Source organism: Butyricimonas sp. DFI.6.44 (assembly GCF_022132345.1).
GTDB lineage: Bacteria > Bacteroidota > Bacteroidia > Bacteroidales > Marinifilaceae > Butyricimonas > Butyricimonas muris.
Window position 1 is genome coordinate 422977 of record NZ_JAKNJD010000002.1, and the last position, 17726, is coordinate 440702.

The following is a 17726-nucleotide window of genomic DNA, read 5'->3' on the forward strand; positions in this document are numbered from 1 at the left end:
TCTTTTAAACGTTAAACGGTTTTATGCATCTCGTGTCCTTCCACGTAAATGGCACTGAAGGGACGTGCCGGGCACAGGTTTTCGCAGGCACCGCAGCCGATACAGCGTTCGGTGTTTACCACGGGTATCCGGGGAGAGTCCGTCATGTCCGGGTTCGATGCCACCATTTCGATAGCTCCCGCGGGGCAGTGGCGGGCACAGTTGCCGCACTCCACGCCGTCGGTCAGCGGCACGCAATTTTCTTTTACCCACACGGCATGACCGATTTGGATAGAGGATTTGTCTGCTGCCGTGATGGGGAGGATGGCTCCTGCCGGGCATACTTCGGAACAACGGTTACATTCCGGTCGGCAATACCCCCGTTCGTAGGACATTTCCGGTTGCATCAGCGTGAGCAGGCTGCCCGACGGGCGCAACACTCCATTGGGACAAGCCGTCACGCATAGTTGGCAGGCAGTGCAATGCCGGCTCATGTTACGAGCCCCGAGAGAGCCGGGAGGCGTGAGTGGCGTGTCGCGATGAGGGATTTTCTTGTCCTCGATAACGGCAAGTCCGCCGTCCACTTTCTTCTCCTGTGCTTTTAGCACGGTGGTGCTTGCCAGTAGCGTGGCGACGGACAGGAAGTCGCGGCGTGTTTTGTTTACCGCGGATGTTTCACCCGCTTGCGACGGTTGCGCGTGGCGGCGTTCGTAACGGATAGCACCATGTTTGCAAGTAGCGACGCAATCCATGCATGCCACGCAACGGCTATAATCCACGCGGTGTTCCTTGTGATTGATACAGGCTGCCTTGCATTGGCGGGCACATAGGCTGCACCCGTTGCACTTGTCGGCATCAATCGTTACCCGGAAGAGCGAGTAGCGGGAGAGGAATCCCAGCACGGTGCCCACGGGACAGAGGGTGTTGCAGTACGTGCGTCCGTTGCGCCATGCCAGTATGACGATTACCGCGAAAGTCACGACGGCGATGATGAAGGTCGGCAGACTCTTCAGCCACACGTCCGTCTCGTAGAAAGCGTAGCTGTCCGCCCGTTGTGCCATGTAAGCGAGTAGGTTGTTACCCCATTGCCATACCGGGGCGAAGAGGTTTGCGGCGATACGCCCGTAAGAGCTGTAAGGCGCGAGCAGGGCGACGACGGAACCTATCCCGGCGACGAGCGCGATAATGAAGACTCCAAGCATGCCGTACCGCAACCACGACAGAGCGGGGGAGTAGGAGTAGGGTAGTTTCTTCCGCCGTTTCCCGAACCATGCCACCACGTCTTGAAATACACCCAAGGGGCAGAGCACGGAGCAATACACTCGTCCGAACAACAGGGTGAGGAGGGCGAGGAATACGACAACTCCCGCGTTTAGTGCCAGAACGGCGGGGAGGAATTGGATTTTTGCCAGCCAGCCGAACCACCCGTGCAACGTTCCCGTGAAATCGAGGAAGAGGAGGGTGATGAGCGCGAAGCAAATCATAGCAAGTGTCAATCTGAGTTTTCGTAGCATCACGTCTTTGTTTTTGAGTTTACTCGGCAAAGATATCCGGGTAATACTCTGGTTAATACACTTGTTGCTTTAAAGCGAAAAAATGTAAACTAATGACGAAAATAAATCAATTCCACTAAAACGGAGTCGTGGGAAAATATAGCTCTGTTTTCTCCAGAGTTTCGTGTAAAATAAGTTAATTTATATTTATATATAATGTATCATACTTGTAGTTGATTTGTAGCATCTCCCATTCAATTCCCATTCAACTCCTATTCAAAGCCTATTATAATAGGAAAATAATAGAATTTAAATTGTATTTAAATAAAATTTAATAATTCGGAAATACGTGTTATTATCATTTATATTAAGAATAATATTATGGAGCGTTTTAGAATTTTTTCTCGAAAACGAGAGGAAACCTGAAAATATTTGACATGTCGGGGGGGAAGGGGCATAAATCGTGGAATGTCAGTTGTTTGATGTCGGTAGGAAAAATAAATTGATTTTGTGGAGTGATAATTCATTTTACTTTGTAATTTTGTAGACCGATGTTCAAAGAAAGTCACAAGTAAATAGAAAGTTATTATTCATGGAGAATTATATTGTTTCGGCGCGTAAATACAGACCTGCAAGTTTCGATACTGTGATAGGGCAACACTCGATCACATCCACGTTGAGAAACGCTATCCTCAATAAACAATTGGCACAGGCTTATTTGTTTTGCGGACCGCGCGGTGTCGGGAAAACGACGTGTGCCCGTATTTTTGCCAAGACGATTAATTGTATGAATTTGCAACCCAACGCGGAACCCTGCAACGAATGCGAGTCCTGCCGGGCGTTTAACAGCGGGCGTTCGTTGAACATACATGAACTGGATGCCGCCTCGAACAATAGCGTGGATGATATCCGCGGATTGGTAGACCAAGTACGGATATTGCCGCAGGTGGGGCGTTACAGCGTGTATATTATCGACGAGGTGCATATGTTGAGTGCCTCGGCTTTCAATGCGTTTCTGAAGACATTGGAAGAACCGCCCGCCCATGCCATATTTATTCTGGCGACGACGGAAAAGCACAAGATTCTGCCGACCATATTGTCGCGTTGCCAGATATATGACTTTAACCGGATTAAGGTGCCCGATACGATCGAGCATTTGAAGCGTATTGCGACAAAGGAGGGAATACAGGCCGAGGAGGAGGCTTTGAACGTGATCGCCCAAAAGGCTGACGGGGCGATGCGTGACGCTCTTTCTATCTTTGATCAGGTTGTCAGTTTCTGCGGTAAGAATTTGACCTACGATAAAGTGATCGAGAATCTGAACGTGTTGGATTACGATTACTATTTCAGGTTAACCGATTTATTTTATGCCGGGAAGGTGGCCGAAACGTTCTTGCTTTTCAACGAGATCATGGAAAAGGGATTCGATGCCGGAAACTTGATATCGGGGCTCGGTCGACATTTCCGCGATCTATTAGTGGCGAAAGAGTCGATAACAGTACAATTATTGGAAGTGAGTGCTTCCATCAAAGAGCGTTACCTGCAACAGGCACAGACGGTAACTCCCGATTTCATCTTCGACGCCTTGAAAGTCATCGAGCAATGCGAGATGCAGTATAAAATTCGCATGGAGAAACGCTTGTGTGTGGAACTCACTCTGATTAAATTGTGCCAGATTAATGAGCTAAAAAAAAAAGCCTTAGTATAGAGGAGTTTGCCGGGTTATTAAAGATCGAAGGATTTAGCGGTAAATTCCAGCAAGCGAACGGGGACAGTGTAAGTGTGACGCCACCCGCGGAGGAGAAGCGTGTCAGCGTTGTAACTCCGAAGACAGGCGGAAAGCCCGAGAATATACATTCTTTCAATTTGAAAAAGGCATTGGAAGAAACGAAGGAGAAACACAACGAGCCGCGGGAGAGACAGAGTGTAAAAACTGATGATAACCGGGTGAAGGCTCAAAGTGAATTCTCTCTTGCCGACGTGTCGGGTGCGTTGGAAACATTCCTCGCTACCTTGGGTGAGGAGGATAAGGCGGCGAAGATCGCCCTTTTGTCCCACGCGCCTAAAGTGGAGGGATTTGTCATTACGATTGAAGTGGATAATGATTTCCTGTTGACCAGAGTCATGGATTTACATCCGGCATTACTTTCTTTCTTGATGAAGAAACTGAATAACGGGTATATCACGCTGAACGTGCAAATCTACGTGGAAAAAAATAACGGGGAGGAAAAGAAGCGTCTGTTTACCTCTAAAGATAAGTTTGAACATTTCGTGACTATTAATCCCGCTGTCGGTGAATTGAAAGCCCTTTTCGGGTTGGAAATAGAGTGATTCTGTGATTAGAGAATGACAGGAACTGAAAGCATTAAATCACAGAATAAGCGTCAGCTTGTGTGGAGGAATTTAGATCGTTTCCCCGTCTGCCAAATGGATTAATTTATCCCTTTCGCCCACGATCCACACGACATCCCCTGCCTCGAAAATGGTGTCCGGGGTGGGATTCATGGTGGACGTGCCGTTGCGCTCGATACCGATGACCAGACAGGCGGCTTTATCCCGGATGCCGGATTCCCGGATGGAATGCCCTACCAGCGGGGTGTTTTCCTCGATTATGAATTGTTCCAGACTGACTTCGGGCGGGCGTTGCTGTTCCAGTTCCTGTTTTCTTTTTTCCACCCGGTCTTCCACGAACTTACGGAACACTTCGATCTCTTTATCTGTCGCTGCCACGATGATATGGTCAAACGGGTACAAACGTTCCTCGCCGCCGGGGATATTGATGCGTTCCTCGCCGCGGATGATAGTTACCACGCTAACCCCGCAGGATTGGCGGAAATTCAATTCTTTTAATGTTTTCCCCACGCTGGGAGAGGATTGTGACACCTCGAAATCTGCCAAATGAAGATCCCGGTTGAGCAAATGTTGCACGAAACGTTGTTTGATAGGTGATTTGCGTTCTTGCTCCTGTTGGCGTGCCGTGAAATTACGCAGGAAACGCCTTTCCAGCAGGATAGAATACTTCTTCAGTCGTTTGGAATAAATGAAAAACAGGATAATGGCACTCGCGATCAGCAATAAAAGTCCTGCCGCCACGTTCACGAGGCTGGAAATCACGAACATGACAATTCCGATACACAAGGCTATACGCAGCACGATGAGCGACACGAGCGGTCCCCGGTTGTATTTACTGTCGTTCCAGAGGTGTTGAAACTCTTCCGAGTGATTTTTCTTCATCATCATGGCACGGAGAAACGGGGAAATCAGCAACAATATGGCAATAGCGCTGACTATTCCGCCTTGTATCCCCGGTAATTCCTGTCGGATAATCGGCGTGAGGTATTGCAGGAAAAGGACGATCGTGAAGATAGAGAGTATAGTGTAGGTAATCACGATACGTAATAAGGCCTTCAGTAGCCGGGTCCACATCCCTTTATGGTGTATCGTGTTTGTTCCCGTGCTGTACCTGTCAAGGAAGCGAATCCATGCTTGGGGCAGATGATTATTCACGAACCGGTAAGCCGGTTCCGATAGCCGGATCATGTAGGGGGTAAAGAACGTGGTAATGACCGATACGGTAACAACGATAGGATAGAGAAATTCGTCCGTCACGTGCAGCGACATTCCCAGTGACGCGATGATAAACGCGAATTCGCCGATTTGCGCGAGCGAAAAACCGGACTGGATGGCTATTTTCAAGTTCTGACCGGAAAGTAGTATTCCGAAAGCGGAAAAGGTAATTTGTCCCACCATGACCACGACGGTGATCAACAAGATCGGGAACCAGTACTCGATCAGCATGGCGGGATCGATCATCATGCCGACGGAAACAAAGAATATTGCCCCGAAAAGATCTTTTACCGGCTTGATCAAGTGTTCGATATTCTCCGCCTCTACGGTTTCAGCCAGAATCGAACCCATGACGAATGCCCCCAATGCCGCAGAGAAACCCGCCTTAACTGCCAATAAAACCATGCCGAGGCATAAACCTAGCGACACGACGAGCAGTGTTTCGGCATTCAACCACTGTTTCGCTTTTTTGAGAAAAGTGGGTATCAGGAAAATACCCGTGATCGACCAAAAAACAAGGAAAGCGACAAGTTTCAGTATGCTGTTTGCCATTTCCATTCCCTCGAAATGCTTGCTTACCGCCAAGGTGGACAACAATACCATCAAGACAACGGCGAAAAGGTCTTCCACGACGAGGATACCGAAGACTACCCCCGCGAAACGTTGCCCTCGTAATCCCATGTCCTCGAAAGCCTTGAAAATAATCGTCGTGGACGACATGGACAGCATACCCCCGAGGAAGAGGCTGTTCATGTGCCCCCAGCCGAGTGCCAGTCCGGCAGAGTATCCCAACATCATCATAGCTCCCACGATCGTGAGGGCGCTAATCATGGCGGTACCGCCGACATTCATCAGCTTTTTGAAACTGAAATCGAGTCCCAAGGCGAACAGGAGGAAAATAACCCCGATATCGGCCCATATTTGGATATTTGCCGAGTCTGTGACCATGGGACCGCCGAACGTGTAAGGTCCCGCGATGATGCCTGCCATGATATATCCTAACACGACCGGCTGTTTTAGCCATTTAAAAATAATGGTTATCAGTCCTGCAGAAAAAAGAATGACCGCCAGATCCGAAATTAAAACAGGAATGCCCGACATATAGCTGTTTATTATTATCGACGACAAAGTTAATGCTTTTATGGATTGGATATACGGGATGACGGCATGTTTTTGTATATTTTCTATTTCGAGGATAAAGCTTGCGGTTCGAAAATATTATCTTTGCCCCGTTATGATTAAAAATAACCATGTAAAAAAAGAAGGAGTTACGGGTGCCGTCGTGACGATGCTGGTCACGGGAGCGTTGCTCTCGCTCGTGCAGGTAATGGTGCGACCGCCGCTATTGCTGGCGGAACGCTTGTTGCCCGGCGGTGGTTGGTTGCAGGTCGTGTTGGCGGCACTGTTCGGCGGGTGGCTTTATTTAAAGATGTTCGACAGGGCGAAGCGTGCCGTTTGGCGGCGGCGGATATGGTTATTGTTTTCCGTGGTATTTTTCTTTCAACTGGCACTGGGTATTTTTGCGGATACCGTTTTCCTCATGTCCGGCAAGTTACACTTCCCGATACCGGGATTGATTCCGGTCGGGGTATTCTACCGGGGAGAAATGTCCTTCATGCCCTTCTTGTTCTTGAGCACGATATTGCTTTCCGGGGGGGCGTGGTGCAGTCAGCTGTGTTACTTCGGGGCGTGGGACAGTCTGGCGGCGGGGAAGAACGGCAAGCGGCAGGGGATAAAGCCGGGCACAAGAGCCGGCATCCGTTGGACGGTACTTGCGGTGTTTATCCTTGTGGCTTTGGGATTGAGATTATTTCATGTTCCCGTGATTTATGCCTCGCTAATAGCTGCCTTTGCGGGAGTGGCAGGCGTCGGGATAATCGTGCTTGTATCCCGGGGACGGAAAATAGCCGCGCATTGTTCAACCTATTGTCCGGCGGGTACCTTGGTGTCTTATTTGAAGTATATATCCCCGTGGCGTTTCCGGGTAAACGACCGTTGCACGCGTTGCATGGCTTGTGCGCGGGTATGCCGCTATGATGCTTTGCCCCGGGAGAGCATCCTCAAGGGGCGTCCGGCGGTGAATTGCACGTTGTGCGGCGATTGCCTCGCCGTGTGCCGCCACGGTGCTTTGGAGTATCGTTTTTGGGGACTTTCGCCTCTTGCCGCGGAACGTTTATGGCTAGGTACGACGCTGGTCTTTTTCACTTGTTTTCTTTCGATCGCCCGGGTGTAAACGTTCGCGGAAAATGTAATATTTTTGTGATAATTTAACACTGTAATACGCGGGAGGATTGTACATTTGCGTACTAATCAATAATGAAATGAAAATAGACCGATTTCTTCAATTATTTGTCGTAAAGGAAAAAAAGTTTTATCCTTTATATATCGAGCAAGCCGTTAATATCGAGGCTGCCGCGAAACTTCTGGTTGAACTTTTGCAAGAGCGGAAACCTGAAAATCAAAAGACTTTGTACAAGAAAGTCAAAGATTACGAGCATAGTGGTGATCAGATCACGGCACGGCTCTACGAGGAATTGAACAAGACATTCGTGACCCCTTTCGACCGGGAGGATATCAATCGTCTGGGAAGCAGCATGGATACTTTGTTGGATTTTATCCATGACGCGGCAAAAAGGGTATTGATGTATCGGCCGAAAAACGTCAACCAGTTGATGGTTGCCATGGCGCAATGTATCGTCGAGGATGCCCGGATTCTGGGGCAGATCATGGACGAGTTGGATCAACTCCAGAAAAGACCGCAGGAGATTAACGAGAAATGTGTCCGGATCAAGCAGATAGAGCATGACGTGGATAACCTGTATGAAGAATTCATGAGTGACGTGTTTGCCAACGAGAAAGACGCGATAGAGTTGGTTAAATTGAAAAATATAGGACAGGTACTGGAAGATGCTACCGACCGGGCAAAGGACGTGAGTGACATCGTGAGGGGTATTATCATCAAATTTGCCTGATCGTTATGCTGACAATAGTTCTTTTAGCCATCGTGATCGCTCTCTTGTTCGACTTCCTGAACGGGATGAACGATGCGGCAAATTCGATAGCGACGATCGTCGCCACTCGTGTATTCTCTCCCACTATGGCAGTGCTTTGGGCGGCGTTCTGGAATTTCGCCGCTATTTTTATCTTCGGCGTGAGCGTGGCGTACACGATGGGAGAGGGGATCGTGGAAGCCTCCCGGATTAATGAATACCTGATTTTCGCCGCTTTGATCGGCTCGGTCGTCTGGGTATGGTTGTGTACTCATTTCGGGATGCCTATCAGCGTGTCCCATGCCTTGATCGGCGGGTTGATCGGTCCCGTGTGGTTCACCTTCGGGAGCGATGCTCTCGTGGCTTCCGGGATTATCAAGATTGCAGTGTTCATCGTGCTTTCCCCGCTTATCGGTATGATACTCGGTTTTTTCACGATGTGCCTGACGATGTTGATATTCAGACGCAAACACCCGTTGAAAGTCGAGGGCTTGTTCAAAGGATTGCAATTATTCTCTTCCGCTATATTCAGTTTGGGACATGGTGCGAACGATGCCCAGAAAACGATGGGTATCATCGCTATTTTGCTTTATAGCGTGGCAGGTAGCAACACTTTCGTGAGTGAATACCTGTACGAGAACACGGGATCGTTCCACGTGCCCGTGTGGTTGATCGTCACTTGCTACTCGGTGATCGCCTTGGGTACCATCGTCGGGGGAAAGAAAGTGATCAAGACCTTGGGCGACGGGTTGGCACGGTTGAAACCCGTCCAAGGATTCTGTGCCGAAACATCCGGTGCGTTGACGTTGATGGGAACGGCAGTTCTGGGTATTCCCGTGAGTACCACGCATACCATCACCGGTGCCATTATCGGCGTCGGCATCACGAAAGGTGTGGCATCCGTCCGTTGGGCAACGGCGACGAATATCGTGGCGGCATGGGTATTGACTATCCCCGCGACCATCGTGATGTCCGGACTCGTGTACTGGATCATGGGGTTGTTCATGACGATGCCGGGCAATTGAAATTGACTTTTGATACCTTTATTCTTGAAGTCCCCACACTTGGGGACTTCAAGAATGAGGGATTCGGCAATCACCGGGTCAATTCGTTTTCAATCTCTCGATCAATTGCGGCATCATCGTCCAGATCGTGTTTTCAGTCTGGGCAGTGTAGAAATTACCATCGATCTCGAATTTCTCGTCGGTAGCGATGCCTTTTTGTATGGCGGCTTTTGCCAGCGGATGGACTGCCACTTTCTTGCCGGTGCTGATACCCGTGGCATCAAACATCATGGCTGCGGCACAGTGACCGATAATAATTTTCCCCTTGTCGCCGAAAGCCTTGATGACGGCGAGCATATCCTGATTGTAAGGTTTCCCGGCATTCTCGCCGAACTTGGGCATGGCGTCGCCACAACCGAACACGAGTGCGTCGTATTCATCCTCGTGTCCCTTGAGGTGAGCGATCACGTCGTCGGCAAACAGGGTGATACCGGAGTTTGTTTTGATCTCTTTCGTGTCGGCAACCGCGAATACTTTATAAGGTATCCCGTTCTCGAAAAACGCTTCCAAGTACTGGAATAAACCGAACCCGTTGACCGGGTTTACTGCCAAAACTGCAACTTTCTTTGCCATAATGTATTTTTTTAGCGTGAAACAATAGTTCTATTAAGTAAGTTTATTACTTTTGTATAGCAAAAGTATGCTATCTAATTCGTAAAAACAAGAACGTACTTGGAGATAAGATAGTTACACGGATGTTAGTAATGTTGATACTAAACGGGATATATTGATAAAAAAAATGAAAAATTTTCACGCTAACGGGAAATGTCCCATACGTGACGTGTTGAGTCGTCTGGGGGACAAATGGTCGATGCTGGTGCTGGTGACGCTGGAAGCGAACGGAACAATGCGTTTTCGGGATATTCACAACGCTATTGCGGATATCTCGCAGCGAATGCTGACTGTGACCCTGCGTACCCTCGAGGCGGACGGGTTAGTGTCGCGCAAGGTGTACGCTGAAGTACCCCCGCGGGTAGAGTATCAACTGACGGGAACGGGCGAAAGCTTGATGCCCCATATCCGGACGCTCGTCGATTGGGCGATGCAGCACATGCCGGAGATCGTGGAAAGCAGGGAAGGACACTGACGCGTTAGCGTCTTCAAGCGGATACAGAGTGTCAACTCGGAGAACACGCGTGTGAACGGTAATGCCGGGAACGCGTGTGTTCTGTTTTTTTTTGCAATTTGGTTGCAAGATTATCTCTGTACCTTTACCGGAAATAAAACGAAAGGTTATGAAACAATACGTGAAAGAGATCGTGTCATTTATCCTGTTGGTTGGCGGGATCGGGATGACATGGGGAAACGCGGTGTGGTTCGGGGAGGGACACGTGAGGGCGATGTGGTACGCGGTGGCGTTTCTTCCGGTAGGTTTGCCCGTGTTGCGGGAAGCTGTTGGCTGCCTGTGGGAACGGGAGTATTTTAACGAGTTTATGTTGATGAGCGTGGCGGCACTCGGGGCTTTTTATATCGGGGAATACCCGGAGGGAGTGGCGGTGATGCTGTTCTATTCCGTCGGGGAGAAGTTTCAAGACGCAGCGGTGGAACGTGCTCGTTCCCGCGTGAAGGCGTTGCTTGACGTGCGCCCGGAAGTGGCGGCGGTGATTCGCGGGGGCAGTGTCGTGGCGGAAGTCCCGGCAAACGTGCAGGTTGGCGAGACGGTGGAGGTGAAGGCGGGGGAACGGGTGCCGCTCGATGGCGTGATGCTGGGCGAAACGGCGGCATTCAACACGTCGGCGTTGACAGGCGAGAGTTTGCCCCGGGATATCCGGCAAGGTGAATCCGTGTTGGCGGGGATGATCGCCATGGATCGGGTGGTACGGGTACGGGTGATGCGACCTTATGACCGGAGCGAGCTGGCGCGCGTGCTGGAAATGGTGCAGAATGCCACGGAACGGAAAGCACCGACGGAGTTGTTTATCCGTCGTTTCGCCCGGGTGTACACGCCCGTGGTGACGGGGTTGGCGGTATTGATCGTGTTGTTGCCCTTTATCTATTCGCTGGCGCAACCGGGATTTGCTTATGTCTTTGACGATTGGCTGTATCGTGCCCTCGTGTTTCTGGTGATCTCTTGCCCGTGTGCTCTCGTGGTGAGTATCCCGCTGGGGTATTTCGGGGGAATCGGGGCGGCATCCCGTCACGGGATCCTGTTCAAAGGGGGAAACTATCTCGATGCGATCACGCGGGTAAACACGGTCGTGTTTGACAAAACGGGTACACTCACGCGGGGTGAGTTCGAGGTACGGGAGGCACACGCCGGGAACGGTTTCGAGGCGGACACGATGCTGGCAATCGTGGCGGCGGCAGAGGGAAATAGCACGCACCCCGTGGCGAAAGCGGTCGTACGGTACGTCCGGTTGCGGGGAATCGAGCCGCTGGCGGTGACGGATGCGAAAGAATTACCCGGTCACGGGTTGAGTGTCCGTGTCGACGGGCGGGAAGTGTTGGTCGGGAACACGCGGTTGCTGGACGCGAACGGGGTGACGTATCCTGCGGGTTTGGCGAGCGTGCCGGAAACGGTAGTCGTTTGCGCGGTGGACGGCGTGTACGCGGGCTATCTCTTGTTGGCGGATGCGCCGAAGGAAGATGCGGCAGATGCGGTTGCGGCATTAAAAAGTTTAAATATTAATAATATTGAGTTATTATCGGGAGATAAACAGGCAATTGTTACTAAATTAGCGAAAAGTTTGGGTATCGACAGAGCTTACGGCGATTTACTCCCGGCAGATAAAGTGGCTCGGTTGGAAGAGTTGAAAGCCGAGCCGGGCAGGAAAGTGGCTTTCGCGGGTGACGGGATCAACGATGCCCCGGTACTTGCCCTCGCTGACGTGGGGATTGCCATGGGCGGACTCGGGAGCGATGCCGCGATAGAGATTGCCGACGTGGTGATACAGACCGATCAGCCGGGCAAGATTGCAACCGCCGTCAAGATCGGAAAAGCTACCCGCCGCGTGGTGTGGCAGAATATTGCGTTGGCATTCGGCGTGAAGCTGGTAGTACTGGTGCTTGGGGCATTCGGGGTCGCTACCATGTGGGAGGCCGTCTTTGCCGATGTCGGGGTTGCCCTGTTGGCGATTCTCAATGCGATAAGGATACAGGTAAAATAAAGGATTATGGAAGAAACGGTATATTTGGATAAACTGGAAAGGCGGGGAATTAAACCCACCGCCATGCGGCTGCTGATATTAAAAGGTATGTTACGGTTTACGCGGGCGTTCAGCCTGCTTGATCTGGAGAACGAGCTGGACACGGTAGATAAGTCCACGATATTCCGGACGATCAATCTTTTTCTGGATCATCACTTGATTCATTGTATCGACGACGGTTCCGGTTCATTGAAGTATTCCGTGTGCAGTAATGAATGTACCTGTTCTATCGACGACCTGCACGCCCATTTCTATTGCCGGAATTGTCACAAAACCTATTGCCTGCGAAAAATACACGTGCCGACAGTCGATTTACCGATGAACTTCACCCTCGAAAGCATCAATTACGTGCTGAAAGGCTTGTGTGAAGATTGTGCCTTGAAAAAATGAGATATATCTATGGACAGTAAGAACCTGCAACCCGCAACTTGCCCGAGGCAAACGATCGAAAATTTAGCTTTCCGTAACCTGCGGCGAGCCAAGGAAATTATCGCGGATACCGGCATCGAGGCTATTTGGCGGTCGGTGGGAGTGGAACCCCGGTTGGTAGGATCGGTAAAAACGGGTTTACTGGTGAAGCATCTGGATATCGACTTTCACGTCTATTCCAATCCCGTCGTGATTGCCGACAGTTTTGCCGCTATGGCGAAGCTGGCAGAGCATCCGGCTATCCGGCGGGTGGAATGTATCAATTCATTGGATACCGACGAGCACTGTATCGAGTGGCACGCTTATTACCTCGACCGGGAGGGTGACGAGTGGCAGATTGACATGATTCATATATTGGGTGGTTCCCGTTATGACGGTTTTTTCGAGCGGATGGCGGAGCGAATCACTCAAGTACTGACACCGGAAACACGGGGAGCTATATTGAGGCTGAAACACGAAACTCCCGATGACGAAAAAATCATGGGCGTGGAGTATTATCAGGCAGTCCTTCGGGACGGCGTCCGCACGTACACCGATTTCATGAACTGGCGTGAACGTCATCCCGTCACGGGAGTGGTGGAGTGGATTCCGTGAGCCGGACCAACTGTGCCCTGATGCGACTGAGGGATTGAGCCGTGACACCAAGGTACGACGCTATATGCTTCAAGGGAACGGACTGTATGATTTCCGGTTGTTTTTGCAGGAGCATCACGTAGCGCTCGAAAGCGGTGCGGTTATACGAGTCCAGCCAAGAGATTTCGATTTCCAGCATGAAGTTTTCAAGAATCCTTCGCCCGAGATTTGCCAACTGCACGGAGGAACGGTACAATTGTTCCAGTTTCTCTTTGGTCAGGCAATAAGCCTCGCTGTCCGTCACGGCTTCCAAGGTCAGACGGGAAGGGATGTTTGCCACGTATCCCCACGTGGAGAAAGCGATTTCGCCTTCGCCGGCGAACCACAGAGTGGCTTCCGAACCGTCCTTGAACGTGTAAGCACGCCACACGCCGCGGGTGATGATATAAAGGTTACTGTTCGATTCCCCCTCGTGGACAATGATATCCTTGTGGGAGAACGTTTGTTCCTCCGCGTTCTCCAAGAGTGTCCGTATTTCATGCTCGGTGGCGGACAAACGACTCGTTATTATCTGCAAAGTGGTATCTTTCATCTTTTAAAGTGCTGGCGTAAATAGTACGATACGATAATGGCAAAGGTAATCAATTCCGTGAACGGTACCGCCAGCCATATCCCTTTTATTCCCCAGAGGAGCGGGAGGCTGACAAAGCACACGGTGATGATAACAATACCCCGGAGGACGGTAAAGAACGTCGCTTGTTTGAATTTCTCGATGCTCTGGAAATACCCGATACACACGATGTTAAGCGCGAAGAACAGGAAGCCGAGCGCGAAGTAGGGGATGCCCTGTATGGCAATTTCCCGCGCGTTACCCGTGCTGCCGAGGAAGAGGGACACCACCGCGGGGCATAGCACGATGGTCACGAGACAAGCCAGAGCCCCGCAAATGATAGCGAATTTCAACGAGAGCCGGAATGCCTGCTTCACCCGTATCCATTGTCCCGCGCCGTAGTTGTAACTGATGATCGGTTGGGTGGATTGCGCGATGGCGTTGTTTACCATGAAAACAATCGGGAACCAGTAGCAGGCAACGCTATACGCCGCCACGCCGTCCTCTCCGAGATAATGGATGAAAACGTAGTTACCGACGAGCATCATGCAGGCAATGGCGGCCTCGTTGAGGAATGCCGAGAAGCCCAGTTTTATCATGTACCCGATATTTCTTATCGTCAAGCGTATGCTTTTGAGGGAAAATTTCGGGCGGTAAAGATACAATACCTTGTTATATTTAAGCAGGTAAACCAGTATCATGATACTCCCGACCACGACCGAGATTACCGAAGCGATGGCGGCTCCCGCCAAACCGAGCTGCAACGGGAACACGAGGACATAGTCCAGCACTAGATTTATCGCCGCGGGAACGGCACTACACATCATGGCGAACGTCGGGGAACCGTCCAGACGAATGACAAACAATCCCACGCTCAATAGCATATTGCAGGCAAGGAAAGGCACGATCCAATTCATGTATTCCAACACGAGAGGCAGCAAGAGGTCGGAACTGCCGAGCAGGTAAGCCATGTCTGTTCTGAATAGCATGACCAAGGCGCACAGCAGAACCGTGATACTTAACGATACGGTAATTGCCTGCGTGATATTTATACTGGCAACTTTCACCTTGTTGTGTGCCAAGTGGATGGATGCGACGATAGAAGCCCCGACGCCGAACATAAGACCGATACCCGCCGACAACATGAAGAACGGGGCAACGATATTTACCGCCGCAAGTGCGTCGCTCCCCACGCCGCGTCCCACAAATATCCCGTCGATAATCGTGATAGTGGCTGAAAGAACCATTCCCAACAAGGTGGGAATAAACATCTTGCGAAACAACTTGGGAATATTCATCGTCCCGAAATCAATACTGTCCTGCATCATAATCTTTTCGTTTTTTTTATTTCCGGCTGCAAAGGTACGGCTATGATTTTTGGGAAAAGTTACCTTTATGGTAAAAAAGCGGGGAAAATATATTTAGTTCATAAAGTTTATAAAGTTCATAAGGTTTATAAAGTTCGTAGACCCCCGTGGGGTGCTTTGTTTGCGGCAACTCAAACTGCCGATTAGCATTGTCCGAAGGACATCCGTTACTTTATAAACCTTATAAACCTTATGAACTTTATAAACTCAATGAAAAGTCCGCCTTTAGTTTGGCGATAACTTCTTTCACGCTGCTGATCTTGTTCGCCAAGTAGGCGTTCTGACCGGCGAAAGCGTATCCTTCCTTTAGATTTCCGATTGCGGCATTGTAAAGCGCCTTGATAATGCAGTAAGGACTTTTGGTGTAGTCGCAAGTTTTGATGCAATGGAAAGGACAGGATTTAGGTTTCTTTTTACCCTCGGCAACGTCCCGGATAAACTCCCCGTCGAAAGCACGACCGGGCATTCCTACCGGACTTTGAATGATGCGAACGTCTTTTTTATCCGAGTGAATGTACACTTCTTTAAATTCCGTGGAGGCATCGCACTCTTCCGTGGGTACGAAGATGGAACCCATTTGTGCTGCCGAGGCGCCGAGCTTCAAGAACCGGGCAATGTCTTTTCCGGTGGATATACCCCCGGCGGCAATAACCGGAATGTTTTTCTGTGCGGCGTAACTTTTCGCTATTTCCACTACTTCCGGGATCAAATGTTCGAGAGAGTAATTTTCATCCTCGATTTGTTCCTTTTTGAAACCCAAGTGTCCGCCGGCTTTCGGGCCTTCCACCACGAGTGCATCGGGGAGATAGTTATAATTCGTCAGCCATTTCTCGCAAATCAGCTTTGCTGCCCGTGCCGAGGATACGATGGGTACCAGCATGGTTTTGCTGTCCTTTGTCAAGAATGACGGGAGATTCAACGGAAGCCCCGCCCCGGCAAAGATAACGTCGGCTTTCTCCGCGATAGCCGTCCGCACCATATCCGAAAAGTTGGAAAGGGCTACCATGATATTCACGCCGATAACACCGTATGTTTTTTCACGGGCTTTCCGAAGTTCCTCGCTAAGCCCGTAAATGCATTTTTCCAGATAATTCCCTTTGAATTGAGGGTAAAGGAGTCCTAATCCCGCTGCCGAGATAACTCCGACTCCGCCTTCGTTAGCCACGGCGGAAGCCAGTTTGTTCAATGATACACCGACACCCATACCGCCCTGTATAATAGGCAGCTTGATCTCGTATTTACCAATAAAAAATGATTTCATTTTTACAACATCGTTGATATTTAACATGTGCCCTTTTCAGTCCGCACGACAGTTTTTTAGGGCTATTACTAACAAAACAAGGAAAGTCATACTGGTCTGATTCAACGATGAAAAAAGAGCGGATGTCACCAGTCCGACAAAAATACATACGATAACGATCAGAATAAACTTACACTGTTCAGGGTGTAAAGGTAATAATAAATTTATGAAATATACTAGCTTTAGGCTAAATAAGTTGATGATAGTACACGGGAAAACGGTATAAATTCACTACATTTGAACTTCATAACATGGATAGTAGAGCGATACAATTGCAACCGGTTGATTGATAATATCTAATTTGAAGCGAGATGCACATGAATACTGATTTTGTAAACTTAACAACAGAGAACCTGACCAACGAGCATTTATGCTGCATCATCCGCAGTAAAAAGCCCCATCAGGGTATTGACGCCAAACGACAATGGCTCTCGGACAGGCTGAGTGAAGGTCATGTCTTTAGAAAATTGAACGCGAAGGCTACGGTTTTTATTGAATACGCTCCTCTTGAAACGGCTTGGGTTCCCGTGATTGGAAACAATTATTATTACGTCTATTGCTTGTGGGTTCTTGGTAGTGATAAGGGAAAAGGGTATGGAAAATTACTGATGGAGTATTGTTTGGCTGATGCCAAAGAGAAAGGTAAATCCGGCATTTGTATGCTCGGGGCAAAGAAGCAAAAATCTTGGCTTTCCGACCAATCATTCGCGAAGAAATTCGGCTTCGAGGTTGTTGATGCTACCGATGATGGATATGAATTGCTTGCACTTTCTTTTGACGGAACAATACCGGCGTTCGCGCCAAATGCCAAAAAGCAGAAGATTGAAAGCAACGTGCTGACAATTTATTACGATATGCAATGTCCCTATATCTATCAAAAAATCGAGCTCATAAAACAGTATTGTGAAACGAACAACGTTCCCGTGTCTTTAATTCAAATGGATACATTGCAAAAAGCAAAGGAATTACCTTGCGTTTTCAATAACTGGGGAGTGTTTTATAAAGGAAATTTCGAGACGGTGAATTTGCTGGATGTCAGCTATTTGGAGAGAATCCTCAAAAAATGAAATTATCATTTTAGCTTTTCCTCGTTGATAATCGTCATGTAGCTAAAAGCAAAAAGTCTCTAAATCATATGATTTACAGACTTTTTGCGGTCCGGACGGGACTCGAACCCGCGACCCCATGCGTGACAGGCATGTATTCTA

Annotated in this window: 15 protein-coding genes and 1 pseudogene; 10 read left to right on the forward strand and 6 right to left on the reverse strand. The window is 49.4% G+C overall.

Annotation, left to right across the window (positions count from 1 at the left end):
- Positions 1-11: 11 nt before the first annotated feature.
- Positions 12-1493: a 4Fe-4S binding protein gene (locus L0M98_RS05130; protein WP_227215267.1), complete on the reverse strand. Its 1482-nt coding sequence runs from the start codon at positions 1491-1493 to the stop codon at positions 12-14.
- 571 nt (positions 1494-2064) lie between these two features.
- Here L0M98_RS05130 and L0M98_RS05135 point away from each other — a divergent pair.
- Positions 2065-3150 (forward strand): annotated as a pseudogene (locus L0M98_RS05135) (DNA polymerase III subunit gamma/tau); the annotation flags it as partial.
- Positions 3151-3338: 188 nt separating this feature from the next.
- The gene (locus L0M98_RS05140) at positions 3339-3803 is read left to right on the forward strand and encodes a hypothetical protein (RefSeq protein WP_141560945.1); all 465 of its coding nucleotides are present in this window, start codon (positions 3339-3341) and stop codon (positions 3801-3803) included.
- 72 nt (positions 3804-3875) lie between these two features.
- Here the strand turns inward: L0M98_RS05140 and L0M98_RS05145 are convergent, their stop codons facing one another.
- Positions 3876-6140 (reverse strand): cation:proton antiporter domain-containing protein, encoded by a 2265-nt coding sequence (locus L0M98_RS05145; RefSeq protein WP_227215280.1) that lies wholly within the window; start codon positions 6138-6140, stop codon positions 3876-3878.
- Between the two features lie 133 nt (positions 6141-6273).
- Between L0M98_RS05145 and L0M98_RS05150 the strand changes: the two genes are divergently transcribed.
- The 3 genes from L0M98_RS05150 to L0M98_RS05160 all read left to right on the forward strand — a co-directional run bounded on the left by L0M98_RS05150 (position 6274) and on the right by L0M98_RS05160 (position 9054).
- A complete protein-coding gene (locus L0M98_RS05150; protein WP_227215268.1) occupies positions 6274-7272 on the forward strand; it encodes a 4Fe-4S binding protein in 999 nt (332 codons plus the stop codon).
- Positions 7273-7360: 88 nt separating this feature from the next.
- Positions 7361-8011 carry a DUF47 domain-containing protein gene (locus tag L0M98_RS05155; protein WP_099292094.1) on the forward strand — a complete coding sequence of 217 codons (651 nt, stop codon included), beginning with the start codon at positions 7361-7363 and terminating at the stop codon, positions 8009-8011.
- A 5-nt stretch (positions 8012-8016) separates the two neighbouring features.
- Positions 8017-9054, forward strand: a complete 1038-nt coding sequence (locus L0M98_RS05160) for an inorganic phosphate transporter (RefSeq protein ID WP_227215269.1) — start codon at positions 8017-8019, stop codon at positions 9052-9054.
- A gap of 78 nt (positions 9055-9132) precedes the next feature.
- Here L0M98_RS05160 and L0M98_RS05165 read toward each other — a convergent pair whose 3' ends face one another.
- Positions 9133-9666, reverse strand: a complete 534-nt coding sequence (locus L0M98_RS05165; RefSeq protein ID WP_099292096.1) for a DJ-1/PfpI family protein — start codon at positions 9664-9666, stop codon at positions 9133-9135.
- A 166-nt stretch (positions 9667-9832) separates the two neighbouring features.
- Between L0M98_RS05165 and L0M98_RS05170 the strand changes: the two genes are divergently transcribed.
- From L0M98_RS05170 to L0M98_RS05185, 4 genes are all read left to right on the forward strand, one after another.
- Positions 9833-10180, forward strand: a complete 348-nt coding sequence (locus L0M98_RS05170) for a winged helix-turn-helix transcriptional regulator (RefSeq protein ID WP_227215270.1) — start codon at positions 9833-9835, stop codon at positions 10178-10180.
- 148 nt (positions 10181-10328) lie between these two features.
- Positions 10329-12200, forward strand: a complete 1872-nt coding sequence (locus tag L0M98_RS05175) for a heavy metal translocating P-type ATPase (protein WP_227215271.1) — start codon at positions 10329-10331, stop codon at positions 12198-12200.
- 6 nt (positions 12201-12206) lie between these two features.
- Positions 12207-12629 (forward strand): Fur family transcriptional regulator, encoded by a 423-nt coding sequence (locus L0M98_RS05180; RefSeq protein ID WP_099292099.1) that lies wholly within the window; start codon positions 12207-12209, stop codon positions 12627-12629.
- A 9-nt stretch (positions 12630-12638) separates the two neighbouring features.
- The gene (locus tag L0M98_RS05185; RefSeq protein ID WP_227215272.1) at positions 12639-13262 is read left to right on the forward strand and encodes a phosphoglycerate mutase family protein; all 624 of its coding nucleotides are present in this window, start codon (positions 12639-12641) and stop codon (positions 13260-13262) included.
- On the opposite strand, the gene L0M98_RS05190 is transcribed toward L0M98_RS05185, so the two are convergent.
- The 3 genes from L0M98_RS05190 to L0M98_RS05200 form a co-directional block, all read right to left on the reverse strand.
- Positions 13234-13833, reverse strand: a complete 600-nt coding sequence (locus tag L0M98_RS05190) for a Crp/Fnr family transcriptional regulator (protein WP_099292101.1) — start codon at positions 13831-13833, stop codon at positions 13234-13236. The genes L0M98_RS05185 and L0M98_RS05190 overlap by 29 nt on opposite strands.
- The gene (locus tag L0M98_RS05195) at positions 13830-15179 is read right to left on the reverse strand and encodes an MATE family efflux transporter (RefSeq protein ID WP_186975133.1); all 1350 of its coding nucleotides are present in this window, start codon (positions 15177-15179) and stop codon (positions 13830-13832) included. Before L0M98_RS05195 ends, L0M98_RS05190 begins: the two co-directional genes overlap by 4 nt.
- A 238-nt stretch (positions 15180-15417) precedes the next feature.
- The gene (locus L0M98_RS05200) at positions 15418-16479 is read right to left on the reverse strand and encodes an NAD(P)H-dependent flavin oxidoreductase (RefSeq protein WP_227215273.1); all 1062 of its coding nucleotides are present in this window, start codon (positions 16477-16479) and stop codon (positions 15418-15420) included.
- Between the two features lie 356 nt (positions 16480-16835).
- On the opposite strand from L0M98_RS05200, the gene L0M98_RS05205 reads away from it, so the two are divergent.
- Positions 16836-17585 (forward strand): N-acetyltransferase, encoded by a 750-nt coding sequence (locus L0M98_RS05205; RefSeq protein WP_227215274.1) that lies wholly within the window; start codon positions 16836-16838, stop codon positions 17583-17585.
- The last annotated feature ends 141 nt before the right edge of the window (positions 17586-17726 follow it).

Coding starts and splice junctions, on each gene's coding strand:
- L0M98_RS05130 (WP_227215267.1), bottom strand. CDS start 1,493: ATGCTACGAAAACTCAGATTGACACTTGCTATGATTTGCTTCGCGCTC.
- L0M98_RS05145 (WP_227215280.1), bottom strand. CDS start 6,140: ATGTCGGGCATTCCTGTTTTAATTTCGGATCTGGCGGTCATTCTTTTT.
- L0M98_RS05150 (WP_227215268.1), top strand. CDS start 6,274: ATGATTAAAAATAACCATGTAAAAAAAGAAGGAGTTACGGGTGCCGTC.
- L0M98_RS05155 (WP_099292094.1), top strand. CDS start 7,361: ATGAAAATAGACCGATTTCTTCAATTATTTGTCGTAAAGGAAAAAAAG.
- L0M98_RS05160 (WP_227215269.1), top strand. CDS start 8,017: ATGCTGACAATAGTTCTTTTAGCCATCGTGATCGCTCTCTTGTTCGAC.
- L0M98_RS05165 (WP_099292096.1), bottom strand. CDS start 9,666: ATGGCAAAGAAAGTTGCAGTTTTGGCAGTAAACCCGGTCAACGGGTTC.
- L0M98_RS05170 (WP_227215270.1), top strand. CDS start 9,833: ATGAAAAATTTTCACGCTAACGGGAAATGTCCCATACGTGACGTGTTG.
- L0M98_RS05175 (WP_227215271.1), top strand. CDS start 10,329: ATGAAACAATACGTGAAAGAGATCGTGTCATTTATCCTGTTGGTTGGC.
- L0M98_RS05180 (WP_099292099.1), top strand. CDS start 12,207: ATGGAAGAAACGGTATATTTGGATAAACTGGAAAGGCGGGGAATTAAA.
- L0M98_RS05185 (WP_227215272.1), top strand. CDS start 12,639: ATGGACAGTAAGAACCTGCAACCCGCAACTTGCCCGAGGCAAACGATC.
- L0M98_RS05190 (WP_099292101.1), bottom strand. CDS start 13,833: ATGAAAGATACCACTTTGCAGATAATAACGAGTCGTTTGTCCGCCACC.
- L0M98_RS05195 (WP_186975133.1), bottom strand. CDS start 15,179: ATGATGCAGGACAGTATTGATTTCGGGACGATGAATATTCCCAAGTTG.
- L0M98_RS05200 (WP_227215273.1), bottom strand. CDS start 16,479: ATGAAATCATTTTTTATTGGTAAATACGAGATCAAGCTGCCTATTATA.
- L0M98_RS05205 (WP_227215274.1), top strand. CDS start 16,836: ATGAATACTGATTTTGTAAACTTAACAACAGAGAACCTGACCAACGAG.